This window comes from Thermosyntropha sp. (assembly GCF_017656155.1).
Lineage (GTDB): Bacteria > Bacillota > Syntrophomonadia > Syntrophomonadales > Syntrophomonadaceae > Thermosyntropha.
In genome coordinates this window covers 102,183-114,916 of sequence record NZ_JACDOH010000006.1, presented here as the reverse complement: position 1 = coordinate 114,916, position 12,734 = coordinate 102,183, and the positions used below count along the sequence as shown (strand labels likewise).

General features: G+C 36.8%; 15 protein-coding genes. All 15 read right to left on the bottom strand.

Annotated features, from left to right (window positions below):
- Nucleotides 1-5: 5 nt before the first annotated feature.
- The 15 genes from H0Z36_RS07465 to H0Z36_RS07395 all read right to left on the bottom strand — a co-directional run bounded on the left by H0Z36_RS07465 (nucleotide 6) and on the right by H0Z36_RS07395 (nucleotide 12,731).
- Entirely contained in the window at nucleotides 6-794 is a 789-nt protein-coding gene (locus H0Z36_RS07465; protein ID WP_296865062.1) for a phosphatidate cytidylyltransferase, read from the bottom strand.
- Complete coding sequence (locus H0Z36_RS07460; protein ID WP_296865060.1) at nucleotides 787-1,557, bottom strand: isoprenyl transferase; 771 nt, start codon at nucleotides 1,555-1,557, stop codon at nucleotides 787-789. The genes H0Z36_RS07465 and H0Z36_RS07460 overlap by 8 nt, the downstream gene beginning before the upstream one ends.
- Before the next feature lie 97 nt (nucleotides 1,558-1,654).
- Nucleotides 1,655-2,212: a ribosome recycling factor gene (gene frr / locus H0Z36_RS07455; protein ID WP_296865059.1), complete on the bottom strand. Its 558-nt coding sequence runs from the start codon at nucleotides 2,210-2,212 to the stop codon at nucleotides 1,655-1,657.
- A gap of 5 nt (nucleotides 2,213-2,217) precedes the next feature.
- Nucleotides 2,218-2,934 (bottom strand): UMP kinase, encoded by a 717-nt coding sequence (gene pyrH / locus H0Z36_RS07450; RefSeq protein ID WP_296865057.1) that lies wholly within the window; start codon nucleotides 2,932-2,934, stop codon nucleotides 2,218-2,220.
- Between the two features lie 76 nt (nucleotides 2,935-3,010).
- Nucleotides 3,011-3,712, bottom strand: coding sequence for a translation elongation factor Ts (gene tsf, locus H0Z36_RS07445; protein WP_296865054.1), 702 nt, complete (start codon nucleotides 3,710-3,712; stop codon nucleotides 3,011-3,013).
- Between the two features lie 27 nt (nucleotides 3,713-3,739).
- On the bottom strand, nucleotides 3,740-4,438 hold the full coding sequence (gene rpsB, locus H0Z36_RS07440; protein ID WP_296865052.1) for a 30S ribosomal protein S2: 699 nt from the start codon (nucleotides 4,436-4,438) through the stop codon (nucleotides 3,740-3,742).
- Nucleotides 4,439-4,704: 266 nt separating this feature from the next.
- Nucleotides 4,705-5,388: a hypothetical protein gene (locus tag H0Z36_RS07435; RefSeq protein ID WP_296865050.1), complete on the bottom strand. Its 684-nt coding sequence runs from the start codon at nucleotides 5,386-5,388 to the stop codon at nucleotides 4,705-4,707.
- Nucleotides 5,389-5,395: 7 nt separating this feature from the next.
- A complete protein-coding gene (locus tag H0Z36_RS07430; RefSeq protein WP_296865048.1) occupies nucleotides 5,396-5,713 on the bottom strand; it encodes a hypothetical protein in 318 nt (105 codons plus the stop codon).
- Between the two features lie 18 nt (nucleotides 5,714-5,731).
- Entirely contained in the window at nucleotides 5,732-7,162 is a 1,431-nt protein-coding gene (locus H0Z36_RS07425; RefSeq protein WP_296865046.1) for a FapA family protein, read from the bottom strand.
- A gap of 23 nt (nucleotides 7,163-7,185) precedes the next feature.
- The gene (locus tag H0Z36_RS07420) at nucleotides 7,186-7,959 is read right to left on the bottom strand and encodes a FliA/WhiG family RNA polymerase sigma factor (RefSeq protein WP_296865045.1); all 774 of its coding nucleotides are present in this window, start codon (nucleotides 7,957-7,959) and stop codon (nucleotides 7,186-7,188) included.
- Nucleotides 7,960-8,445 carry a chemotaxis protein CheD gene (locus H0Z36_RS07415; RefSeq protein WP_296865096.1) on the bottom strand — a complete coding sequence of 162 codons (486 nt, stop codon included), beginning with the start codon at nucleotides 8,443-8,445 and terminating at the stop codon, nucleotides 7,960-7,962.
- Nucleotides 8,445-9,071 (bottom strand): chemotaxis protein CheC, encoded by a 627-nt coding sequence (locus H0Z36_RS07410; RefSeq protein ID WP_296865043.1) that lies wholly within the window; start codon nucleotides 9,069-9,071, stop codon nucleotides 8,445-8,447. Before H0Z36_RS07410 ends, H0Z36_RS07415 begins: the two co-directional genes overlap by 1 nt.
- A gap of 20 nt (nucleotides 9,072-9,091) precedes the next feature.
- A complete protein-coding gene (locus H0Z36_RS07405) occupies nucleotides 9,092-9,559 on the bottom strand; it encodes a chemotaxis protein CheW (RefSeq protein ID WP_296865041.1) in 468 nt (155 codons plus the stop codon).
- Between the two features lie 12 nt (nucleotides 9,560-9,571).
- On the bottom strand, nucleotides 9,572-11,623 hold the full coding sequence (locus H0Z36_RS07400; protein ID WP_366508877.1) for a chemotaxis protein CheA: 2,052 nt from the start codon (nucleotides 11,621-11,623) through the stop codon (nucleotides 9,572-9,574).
- Nucleotides 11,624-11,657: 34 nt separating this feature from the next.
- Nucleotides 11,658-12,731 carry a chemotaxis response regulator protein-glutamate methylesterase gene (locus H0Z36_RS07395; protein WP_296865039.1) on the bottom strand — a complete coding sequence of 358 codons (1,074 nt, stop codon included), beginning with the start codon at nucleotides 12,729-12,731 and terminating at the stop codon, nucleotides 11,658-11,660.
- Nucleotides 12,732-12,734 lie beyond the last annotated feature (3 nt).

Here is a 12,734-nt window from a genome sequence, read left to right as displayed (position 1 = left end):
CTCATTTATCCTAAAAAATAAAACCAATAATAAACTAAAGGAATAACCAACATAAAGCTATCAAATCTGTCTAATATACCTCCATGTCCCGGAATAATATTGCCAGAATCTTTAACCTGAAAAAACCTTTTTATGCTGGAAGCAAACAAATCCCCAATCTGAGCTATTATACTGGTTGAAAGTCCTAATAAAACAATATATATTATATTAAATTCAAAAATTCCTGTAATCTTAAAAAATGCGAGCACAGCTAAATCAGCTAAAAAAATACCTCCTGCTGCACCTTCCCAGGTTTTTTTAGGACTCAGATTGGGAGCCATTTTATGTCTCCCCCATCTTTTTCCAAAAAAATAACCTCCAATATCAGTAGACCAGGTTAAAATAAAAGCCAAAAGCATTATAGCAAAACTATGTTCAAAATTAAGTATCTTCAAGGCATAGCTTAATAAAAAGCCAACATATAAAGAGGAAAAAATGGTCAATGCAACCGAGTCCAACTTTAAATTATCAAATCTCAACACAGTTTCCAAAATAGCTAAAAATAGCGCTAAAGCTAAAAATAACGTTAGATTAAAAAAATCTAGTCTGTTGCTAAAAAAACATAAAAACATAAAAAAATAACCAGCTGTAAATAAAGGTTTAAATCCGCGCAAACTCATCATTCTATATATTTCAAAAAGCCCTAAAATAGCCAGCAGTAAAAAAAAGCCCTGCCACCATATACCACCCAAATACAATATCCCCAATATAAAAGGAATTCCAATCACTGCACTTAAGACCCGCTCTTTAAGCATTATTATCACCTTCTTTGTCGAGGATTAGTCCTCCAAACCTTCGTTCTCTTCGCTGATAATCTCTTATAGCTTGAAGCAGGTCTTCTTCAGAAAAATCAGGCCACAATTTGTCAGTTATCCACAATTCAGAATAAGCGATCTGCCATAAAAGGAAATTGCTGATTCGCATTTCCCCTGCTGTCCTTATAAGCAAATCAGGATCAGGCATTTCTCTTGTAAACAAAAAATTAGAGAAAAAAGACTCATCAATATCTTTCGGTAAAACCTTTTCTTCTTTTACCAAAACAGCAATTTCGCGGACTGCTTTTATTATTTCGGCCCGAGCCCCATAGTTTAAAGCAATGTTAAAAATCATTCCAGTATTGTTGGTAGTTAAAATTAAAGCTTTATCTATAGCATCCTGACACTGCCGGGGAAGACAATAATAATCTCCCAGTACATTAATACGAATATTTTGCTCATGTAATTCTGTTAATTCTTTATTTACAAATTCCACCAATATTTTCATCAAATAATCAACTTCATCTTTAGGTCTTTTCCAATTTTCAGTAGAAAAAGCAAAAACAGTGAGCACGGGTAAATTTAATTTTACACAAGCCTGGACTATCCTTTTTAAAGCAGACATACCGGCACGATGTCCCATAGTGCGTGGCATCAGCTTCTTTTTGGCCCAGCGTCCGTTACCGTCCATAATTATTGCAATATGTTTTGGCATATTCATATTATTAACGGTTTCGGTTATGTCCTTTTTTTCAATTACCATTGCCCATCTTCCTTTATTATTTTTAAATTAAAAACCCCCATTATCCTGGGGGTTTTTAATTATTATAAACTCATTCTTTCTATTTGTTAATAAAAATCTAAACTTCCATTATATCCTTTTCCTTAGTCTGGAATATAACATCTATTTCTTTTACATACTTATCAGTTAATTTCTGAACTTCATCAATTGCTTTCTTAGCTTCATCCTCTGATATAACTTTATCTTTTTCAGTCGCCTTAATCGTATCATTTGCTTCCCTGCGTATATTGCGCACAGCTACTTTAGCATCTTCTGCTCTTTTCTTGGCGACTTTTACTAATTCTTTTCTTCTTTCCTCAGTAAGCTGAGGAATTGCTACCCTTATTACATTTCCATCATTAGTCGGGTTTACCCCCAGATCTGACTTCAAAATAGCCTTTTCAATTTCAGGGATACAGCTTTTATCCCATGGTTGAACTACAAGCAATCTGGCTTCTGGCACAGTTATATTTGCCAGTTGATTTATGGGAGTAGGTGTACCATAATAGTCTACCATTACCTTATCCAGCATAGCAGGATTAGCCCGACCTGCACGCAGTGATGCCAGATCCTGCTTAAGATGGTCAATGGCTTTTTTCATCCTTTCTTCTGCATCATTAATGATATTTTTTATCATCAACCTTACCTCCCAACATAAGTACCTATCTCTTCACCCATAACTGCCTTAAGAATATTACCGTTTTTGGTTAAATCAAAAACGATAATAGGAATTTTGTTATCCATGCACAATGAAGTAGCTGTAGAATCCATAACCCCTAATCCTTTATTTAAGACTTCTATATATTCTAAATCAGTAAATTTTTTGGCATTGGGATTTGTACGCGGATCAGAGTCATATACTCCATCAACCTTTTTCGCCATTAAAATCACTTCTGCTTCTATTTCAGCTGAACGCAGAGCTGCTGCAGTATCAGTTGAAAAATAAGGATTACCAGTTCCAGCTGCAAATATAACTACCCTTCCTTTTTCAAGGTGCCGAATAGCCCTTCGCCTTATGTAAGGCTCGGCAATTTCTTTCATTTCAATAGCCGACATAACTCTGGTTTCCATTTCAAGGTTCTCCAAAGCATCCTGGAGTGCCAAAGCATTAATAACAGTAGCAAGCATTCCCATATAATCAGCTGTAGCACGATCCATACCGCGTGCACTCCCGGCCACCCCACGCCAGATATTGCCGCCACCAACAACTATAGCTACTTGAACACCCAGCTCTACAACCTCTACTACCTGTTTGGCAATAGAATTTATTATTTCATGGCTAATTCCGTATCCTTCTTCACCAGCAAGAGCTTCTCCGCTCAGCTTTAAAACTATTCTTTTATATTTAGGCTGTTGCAAATGATTACCTCCTAGCCGCGCTTTACTTTATCATTTTTACTTATCTTTACGTATATTTATAACCCATTTAAATTTATTATTCACTTTTAATTTGAGCCATTACCTCAGCTGCAAAATCAACTTCTTCTTTTTGTATACCTTCTCCTACTTCATAGCGTACAAATCTTCTAATATTAATGTTCTCCCCAATTTTAGCTATATGTTCATGCACCAGTTCCTGTACAGTTTTGTCGGGATCTTTTATAAAAGGCTGTTCTAACAGGCACTTTTCTTTAAAAAATTTTTCCATACGTCCTTCAATCATCTTTTCAATAACTTTTTCCGGTTTTCCTTCTTCTAAAGCCTGAGCCTTTAAAACTTCACGCTCACGAGCTACAACATCTTCTGGAACATCTTCTCTTTTTACATATTCAGGATTTGCTGCAGCAATCTGCATAGCAATATCATGTACCAGGTTTTTGAACTCTTCTGTTTTAGCCACAAAATCAGTTTCACAGTTAACTTCTACCAGAACTCCAATTCTGCCTCCAGCATGAATATAAGAATCAACTACACCTTCACTGGCAATTCTACCAGATTTCTTAGCAGCTTTAGCCAATCCTTTTGCACGTAATTCATCTATAGCTTTCTCTATATCACCATTAGTTTCCATTAAAGCCTTTTTACAATCCATCATTCCTGCGCCTGTTCTTTCACGCAGTTCTTTTACCATTGCAGCTGTTATCACTTCTTTTGACCTCCCAGTATTTTTTATATATTCGTAAGAAAAGGGGTGCATAAAAAAACAGTCACCCCTTCAAAAAGGCTAAGCCATAACCTGTTCTCCCTGTTTAGCTTCCAGCACTGCATCTGCAATTTTGGATGTAATAAGCTTAACTGCCCTTATTGCATCATCATTACCAGGAATTACATAATCAATCTCATCCGGATCGCAGTTCGTATCAACTATAGCTACTACCGGAATATTAAGTTTGCGTGCTTCAGCTACAGCAATTTTTTCTTTTCTGGGATCGACTACAAAAAGAGCACCAGGTAGCTTGTCCATATCTTTTATACCACCCAAAAATCTTTCCAGTCTTTCCCTTTCTTTCATCAACTTAGCCACTTCTTTTTTTGTCAAAACCTCAAAAGCGCCTTCTTCTTCCATTCTTTCCAGTTCTTTAAGACGCTGAATCCTTTTTTGAATAGTCTTATAATTGGTAAGCATACCGCCTAACCAGCGCTGGTTAACATAATACATACCACAGCGCAAAGCTTCTTCTTTGATGCTCTCCTGTGCCTGTTTTTTAGTTCCAACAAAAAGAATACCTTTGCCTTCTGCAACTACACTTTTGATGAACTCATAAGCTTCATCAAATTTTTTAACCGTTTGTTGCAAATCAATGATATAGATTCCGTTTCTCTCCATATAAATATATGGAGCCATCTTAGGGTTCCATCTGCGTGTCTGGTGTCCAAAGTGAACTCCTGCTTCCAGGAGCTGTTTCATGGTGATTACTGACACCGACCGCACCTCCTCTCTTCTTGTTTTATTCCTCCGCCAAATTCATCTTTTCTGAAGACTTCATATACGAAGCACCCTTCAGAAAATCATCCAGCGTGTGTAATTACCAAAAGATAATATACCATAAGTATTTAAGTCTTTGCAATATAGAGAACTAATAATTTTAATAATATTTTTCCATCATTTTATTAATATTCTACCCGTTAAAAAGCTTCCTAAACATAAAATAAGGTGAAGAAATTACGCTTTTCTTCACCTTTTTAGCTTTAAACAGCTCTATTTTTATAAGACAGATTCAGTAAAATTTGAATTTCTCCCTGTCCTCTTCCCAAAAGTTTAGCCATTTGCTTTACTGTATACCCTTTTTCATGAAGAAGACGAACCGCTATATAAGGATGGACATTCTTAAGGTCTTCTATCTGATAAAACTCAGTATCAACTACGTTATTTGCCTGTAGATTAGTATTTTCAATCGATGAAGTTGACTTAAGTCTATCTTCGTCATTGCTTTTTTCGTCTAAAATATTTATATTTTCAGTTTTAATCTTTTCCAGTACTGGAATATCAATTGTATTAAGCTGATTATTTACTTTATAATCCATATGTTGCAATACATTAATCAAATCCTTCTCATTAATACCTAAATATTTCTCAACTTCATATACACACACTTTCTTACTATCAGAAGCATTTTCTTCTATCCGCTCTTCAGGTTTAACAAAATATTCGCCTGATAACTTTTTTTCCAGATTTTGATTTATCATTTCGGATATTTTAACCGCATTATCTAACATAATATTTAAATCTTGTTTTACTTTATCAGCTTCGTCAACAAGATTTTCTAAATCCTCAGCATAGTTTTCCCAAAAAGCTCTTTGCCGGCTTAAACTCATAAAAGCCAGCACTAAAAACAGAACAGCTAAAGAAAGTATAAATGTAACTATGCTCAACACCACCTTATATTTTTATGTCAATATTATTTCCTTTATCAGAATTAATTTCATCTTCTTTTTTAGAATCTACAATATTATTGTTCTCTTTTTTCTTCCCTTTATATCTAGACTTATCTTTTCTTTCTTCTCTTTCATGAACGAATTTTTTTTCAGCAGCCAAAGCTTGATGGACTGTCTTGCTGTACTTTTGGGTGTCCTGACTAATCTGCATTATAAAATCCTGTTGACGATTATTGGCATTAGACTGCTCCGCCTGTTTAATCTTCGCTACATCCCCAATCTTCTGAACGAGAACCTGCATATCAATGCTCTTTATGGTCACCGATATCATCTCCTCTCCCTAGGACAGCGGAGCTAAGCGGACTTCCCCATCCTCCAGGACAAAAGCTGAATATTTTATAGGATCATTTACTATATATATAGACTGTCCCAGTGTAATACGAACTCCAGGATAAACTACCTCCCATACCTTAACTTTAGCCTCAGCTACTTTTTGCAATTCTTCATTTAAAAAGGCAAGTCTTTCTTCAATATCCGATATTTCCTTTTTCAACTTCTTAGCTTCCTCAAGCATCTTCAGTAACATTAAGCGCCGGCGTTCATCCAAATTACCAACTGTTCCAATCGACTTCTGAAGAACCCGCAGATTATGGGTTATATTTTCCAAAACATTCCTTTTTTGTGGCAGTTCCTTTAAAAGCTGCTGATATTCCTGACGATACTGCGGATTAACTCCTACTTCAATCACAGTCTGGGTTGCTAGCTGTGATCCTATATATCTAGCTTCAACCTCACAGCAAGCCTGAACAATACCGCCAATGATTGACGCTTTACGATCCGTTACCCGGACACTTCTTCCTGCCCTTACTACTGACTGCATTATAGATTCTCTTACAATTACATCATTTTCTGCCTCAACTCTCGAATTTTCAATAAACCTGGCATATATGTTGCCTTTAGCCTTTATAAAACCGCGGTTTCCAGTCGTAATACCACCTTTTACTACCACATTGCCTCCAGCAACAATTTCGGCACCTTCAACAAATCCTTTAATTTCAACATCCCCTGCAGCATGAACTTTAAAACCCGTATTTACATTTCCTTTTATAACTACACTTCCTACAAAATCTATATCTCCTGTAGAATAGTCAATATCTTCATTAACTTCAAATACAGGAGAAATTACAACCTTGTGGTCAATAATAGTAACATTCCCGTCAATAGCCGCAAAAAGGCGCAGATTATCTTCATCGGGTATGGTATTCTTGCCTTTAGGAAGTGGAAAATCCCGTCCCCTTTTAGGAACAATTTCTTTTCCGGTTATATCATGTCCGGGAACCCCTTCAGTTGCCGGAATCTTTTCCAACAATAAATCCCCCATTTTAACATTATGTATGAGTCCTAAATCATGGAAATTGGCATTACCTTTTTCATCTATCTTGGGGCCTACTCGTTCTGATGGGAACGGGAAATGGTATATAAATTCCGCATCTTTTCCCGCTCTAGCCGCTTCCCCTTGGGCAATTAGAATCCTTTTTCCCCAGTTTTCCGGCTCCAGAGCCTTATTTATATTTTCCCCAATAATTCCATATACTATATTTTTCTGACTCAGAACTTTTTGCACATCATCTAAAGTACATGGTTTGCCATTACCCATAGGGGGAGTTATCTGTAAAAATGCCTGCAGTTTATCTTTAGTTATAAAAACTTCTGCTTCTCCATCCTTATCTATTTGCCCATTCACATTTACACTATCGGTATTTTCTGCCATAACATTCCCCCCAGCCTTTAAACTCAAATAATCTGTTGCTTTTTTTTTCCCAAACTCCCTCTGAGTCTCAATATAGCCTTGGTATGTAGCTGTGAAATTCGGGATTCCGACAGGTTTAAAACAGCTCCTATTTCTTTCAAAGTCAAGCCTTCATAATAATAAAGATATATAACCAGCTTTTCTTTTTCCGGCAATCTGGAAATGGAATGGGCTAATATCTCTTTTGTTTCGGTAAGTTCTAGAATTTCTAAAGCACTCGTTCCATCCTGGTCTTCAATAATCTCTCCAATCCGCTTCTTTTTATCTTCTCCTTCCTCTCCTGAAATAAAATCATCTAATGATATTATCGTTACAGCAGCAGTTTCCTTTAGCAGCTTACCCAGTTTATCGATACTTATCCCTAGTTCCTGAGCTACTTCTTCATCAGTAGCTGCTCTTCCCAATCGGGCTTCAAGTTTTGCATAGGTTTTTTCAAGCTCTTTTGCTTTCTGTCTTACAGAAACAGGAACCCAGTCCATTGCCCTGAGCCCATCAATAATAGCTCCCCTTATTCGGGTAATTGCATAAGTTTCAAACTTTACATTTCGTCTATGATCAAATTTTTCAATAGCATCAATTAATCCTTCAACACCATATGAGTAAAGTTCATCAATCTCGACTAATGAAGATAAGTTTATAGCCAGTCGGTTAGCTACATATTTTACCAATCCCGCATAATTCAGGATAAGTTCATCCCTGGCCGTAGTATCATTTTGCTCTTTATAACGCACCCAGAGCTCATCATAAGAGGGGCTCATTTAAATTATTCTCTCCCCGTGTCCTATAGTTCTAATCAGCAAATCTCCGGTATCCGGATCATAAGTAATCGTTCTTCCATGATTTCCTCCCACATCTTTAGCCAGTATCCTTATTTTATATTTCTGCAGATATTCTTCTACTGCTTCAGCATTACGCTGTCCTATTTTCATAATATCACTTTCCCCAGAAAACTTAAACATTTGAGCTCCGCCTGCAAACTTTGCCTCCAGCCTGGATATATCTGCTCCATTTTTTTTCATTTCCTGAATTAACAATTCTATTGCCGTATCGGCAAATTTAGCCTTGTTCTCAGCATTCCGGGCCTGGGTACTCAAAGGAAGCATAATATGGGCCAAAGCACCCAACCTTTGATCTTTATCCCGAACACATATGCCAATACATGAACCTAGTCCTGCTGTCATAAGTTTGTCCGGGGCTTTTGCCAGTTTAAGATCTGCCATCCCTACCTGGATAATTTTACTCATCATATGCTCACCCCAAGCGATTGTAATATAATCTTAAGTGATCCAGGTTCAGGAAGCAGAATAAAATGTCCTACAATATCTACAGACTCCTTTTTAAAATCTGTTTCCAAAACCAGAACATGGTCAGCCACTTCTCCAAATTGTGCCAGCACAGCATCCATAACTGCCCCAGCCATGTCTATACCCAATGCTGGAACAGAAGGGAGCAGTTTAAGTCCGGTAAAAGCGGCTAAAGCATTAAGATAAGTTGCAGAAATAATATTGCCGAGTTCCATCATCGCTGACATTTCCATGTCTCCAAAACTCTCCATACTGGTAGTTCCTAAAGGCTTGGACATGAGCATATCCACCAACAAACATGCCTGTTTAATTGGAATAACGAATAAAATACTGGATGGTGCTGAACCTTCTATCCGAAGGTAAATACCTACTACATGTTGCTCAGAGCCTCCTACCAATTCCGGCACTTGTGAAAAAAGCAGTATTTTAGCCTGGGGAACACTCATATCTATTTTTGAATTTATCATCTGAGCCAATGCAGTTGCCGCATTACCTGCTCCTATATTTCCAATTTCCCTTAAAGCATCCAACTGCAGGCTGGAGAGTTTATCAAAATCTTCTGCCATAAAATTCACCACCTGTAATATTACACTTCTAAAATCCTAGCAATATCCAAAAGTATCAAAAGGCGATCATCTACTTTAGCTATTCCCTTTATATGGTCAGTGCTTATAGAGCTGTATACTTTAGATGCATCCTCAATATTCTCCCATTTAAGTCTTAACACCTCAGATACTTCATCTACGATAATTCCAGCTTTAGTGTCATCAAACTGAAAAACAATTATCCTCTTATCTTCCACCTCTCCTGACGCTTTAATATTAAATCGTTTATGCAGATTAATAACTGGAATGATATTTCCCCTAAGATTAACTACCCCTTCAATGTAATGAGAGACTCGAGGAACCCGGGTAATATTTAAAAGCCTATTAATTTCCTGAACACTTAAAACATCTACTGCATATTCCTCTTTGCCTAATTTAAAGGCAACTACCTGTATTTCCTCTTCTTCAATATTAGCATTCTGGGTTTTTTCATTTAAAGTTGGCTCCATAATTTCACCTCGCTAAAACAATGTTGCAACATCCAAAATAAGCCGGACATTTCCATCGCCAGCAACAATAGCACCAGCTATTCCTGGTATTCCTGATAAAAGTTTGCCTAACGACTTTATGACTATCTCCTGTTGTCCAATTAAGGTATCAACTACCAGTCCTATTTGTCTGTCAGCCTTTCTCACCACTACTACATACATTTCCTCATCATTTAGAGCTCCTCCAGGAGTTTCTAAAATCTCAGCCAGGCGGAATATAGGGAGAACATTACCCCTGAGCATAATCACTTCCTGTCCCTGTACAATTTTTATATCATTTTTACTTATCATAGTAGTTTCGTCAACCGAACTTAAAGGAATAGCATAAATTTCATCGCGTACTGCAACCATAAGCGCCTGTATAATAGCCAGAGTGAGAGGCAGTTTTATTTTAAATCTCGTTCCTTTATCCGGTTTTGAATCTACTGCAATTTCGCCATTTAAAGCCTCTATTTTGGTTTTAACTACATCAAGCCCTACTCCGCGTCCTGAAATATCACTTACCACACTGGCGGTGCTAAATCCAGGGTAAAACAGAAGCTCAATTGCTTCATCCTTATCCATTTTTTCAGTTTCTTTTTCAGTTATGAGTCCTTTTTCAACTGCTTTTTTCTTGACTTTTTCAACATTAATTCCTGCTCCGTCATCTTCTACTTCAATATAAACATTATTTCCTTCATGTCTGGCTCTAAGCATTAAAGTTCCCGCCGCTGGTTTGCCTTTTTTTATTCTTTCTTCTGCTGGTTCTAATCCGTGATCTACCGCATTGCGCAGCAAATGAACAAGTGGATCTCCTATCTCATCTATAACTGTTCGGTCAAGTTCAGTTTCCTTACCTTCCATAAGGAACTCCACTTCTTTATTAAGCTCTTTGGCTAAATCCCGTACCATGCGTGGAAAACGGTTGAAAACCTGCTCAATTGGTACCATACGCACTTTCATAACTACTGATTGCAAATCTGCAGTTATGCGATCAATCTGTTCAATTGTTTCATTAAGTTCTACCATTTTGGTGGTAGCCCCTATCTGTTCTAAACGCCCTTTGTGCATAACAAGTTCGCCTACTAAATTCATTAAGTTATCCAGGCGTTCAATATCCACCCTTACAGTCTGTTTTACCTTATGGGATTTTTTCTTATCTTCTACATTATTGGCTTTTTGTTCAATATTAGCAGAAACAGAAGAAACCTTTTCATTAAAAACCGGCTTCTCATTAGAAGAAACTATTGCCTCTATTTCAATATCCTCTATATTCAATACAGTTACTTCCGAAATATTATTTATATTATTCACAATCTGCTCTTTGTTTGCTGAAGTAACTAAAAAAATCTCAAAACTATCTTCAAATTTTCCTTCATCCAGTTCCTGAGCTGGAGGATTAGATTTAATGATTTCCCCTTCTTCCTCTAATGCTTTGAAAACCATAAAAGCACGCACTGACTTCATGAGGCATTCCGGAGCAATTCCAACTTTTACATAAAATATTTTCATACCCTTGCTCTTGGCTTCTTTAAAAACTGTTATATCATATTCATTAAAGGAAAAATCCATATTCTTATCAGTATTTGCCGATTTAATGTCATCAATCATTAGCTGATCTGTATGCTCAGATTCATATGCTACAGCTGCTGCTTCTAAAGCACCAGTTTTCACATTATCTAAAACTGCAATAAGGTCACTGTTATCGCTCACCCCGGAACCTGTAGTTTCTATTTGCTCTATTATAGTTTGAATGCGATCCAAACACTGAAAAAGAACATCAACTATCGGTGTACTTATTTCAAGTTTACCTTCCTTCAAATCTGATAAAACATTTTCCATATGATGCGTAAGATCGGCTAAGTCTTCAAATCCCATAGTAGAAGACATACCTTTTAAAGTATGAGCTGCACGAAAAATCTCGTTCAAAGCAGACATATCATCGTGATTCTTTTCCAATTGCAGCAGCTTTTGATTTAGATTTTCTAAATGTTCCTTACTCTCCTCTAAAAAAACATCTAAATACTGGGACATATCCATATTCATACTGACCACCCCTTTAAAGTAATAAATTCTTCCCTCAGAGCATCTTCACTATTTCATCACTTATTTCATAAAGTGGTGCAATTTTATCAACTTTACCAGTCTCTATGGCGGCCTTTGGCATACCATATACTATACAGGTTGATTCATGTTCTGCAATTACTTTAGCTCCTTTTTCTTTGACATAAGATAAACCTGCTGCCCCATCATGCCCCATTCCTGTCATAATAACTACAATAATCTTACCCCAGTAATTTTCGGCAACTGATTCTAATGTTACATCAACTGCTGGTCTGAGTCCCCCACGTGGGGGGATAGATTTATCACTAATAATAAATAATTCTCTATAATTTCCTGTATTATGAGCTTTAACACATAAATGATGGTCTCCTGGAGCTATATAAACACACCCTGGAATAATTTTCTCTCCATCTTCTGCTTCCTTTACTTTTAATTCTGACACAGAATCTAATCTTTCAGCTAATGACTTAGTAAAACCTGGAGGCATGTGCTGAACTACTAATACACCTGCATCGAAGTTACCCGGCAGCTTGGGTATTACCTGATGTAAAGCTTTAGGCCCCCCGGTAGAAGTTCCAATCACTACCAGATTATTTAAATTTTTATCAGGTAAAGTTTCTTTATTTATTGATTTTAAAATTGTCTTTTCTTTTATCTGTACTATATTATTCAATTTCGCCAAATTCCTCTTAGTACCTGCTGCAATTTTTATTTTTCTGACAATATCATCTCTTATTTTATTAATGTCCAGGGATATCTGGCCCGACGGTTTAGTTACAAAATCTACGGCACCCAGCTGTAGAGCTTTCAATGTTAAATCTGCTCCACTTTTGGTAAGGCTGCTCAACATAATAACAGGTACGGGATGTCCGCGCATTATCCTTTCTAAAGCGGAAATACCATCGAGCTCCGGCATTTCAACATCCAAAGTTACTACATCAGGATTAAGCTCTTTTATTTTTGAAATAGCCTCATTGCCGTTTCTTGCCTTATCTACAACCTCTAAATCAGGTTCGCTGTTGATTATGTCCCCGATCACCTTTCGCATAAAAGCAGAATCGTCAACTACCAAAACCTTGATTTTATTCATAAA

What these genes read in the sequence shown, in the direction of transcription:
- H0Z36_RS07465 (WP_296865062.1), bottom strand. Translation starts at nt 794, where the DNA reads ATGCTTAAAGAGCGGGTCTTAAGTGCAGTGATTGGAATTCCTTTTATA.
- H0Z36_RS07460 (WP_296865060.1), bottom strand. Translation starts at nt 1,557, where the DNA reads ATGGTAATTGAAAAAAAGGACATAACCGAAACCGTTAATAATATGAAT.
- frr (WP_296865059.1), bottom strand. Translation starts at nt 2,212, where the DNA reads ATGATAAAAAATATCATTAATGATGCAGAAGAAAGGATGAAAAAAGCC.
- tsf (WP_296865054.1), bottom strand. Translation starts at nt 3,712, where the DNA reads ATGCACCCCTTTTCTTACGAATATATAAAAAATACTGGGAGGTCAAAA.
- H0Z36_RS07425 (WP_296865046.1), bottom strand. Translation starts at nt 7,162, where the DNA reads ATGGCAGAAAATACCGATAGTGTAAATGTGAATGGGCAAATAGATAAG.
- H0Z36_RS07420 (WP_296865045.1), bottom strand. Translation starts at nt 7,959, where the DNA reads ATGAGCCCCTCTTATGATGAGCTCTGGGTGCGTTATAAAGAGCAAAAT.
- H0Z36_RS07415 (WP_296865096.1), bottom strand. Translation starts at nt 8,445, where the DNA reads ATGAGTAAAATTATCCAGGTAGGGATGGCAGATCTTAAACTGGCAAAA.
- H0Z36_RS07410 (WP_296865043.1), bottom strand. Translation starts at nt 9,071, where the DNA reads ATGGCAGAAGATTTTGATAAACTCTCCAGCCTGCAGTTGGATGCTTTA.
- H0Z36_RS07405 (WP_296865041.1), bottom strand. Translation starts at nt 9,559, where the DNA reads ATGGAGCCAACTTTAAATGAAAAAACCCAGAATGCTAATATTGAAGAA.
- H0Z36_RS07400 (WP_366508877.1), bottom strand. Translation starts at nt 11,623, where the DNA reads ATGAATATGGATATGTCCCAGTATTTAGATGTTTTTTTAGAGGAGAGT.
- H0Z36_RS07395 (WP_296865039.1), bottom strand. Translation starts at nt 12,731, where the DNA reads ATGAATAAAATCAAGGTTTTGGTAGTTGACGATTCTGCTTTTATGCGA.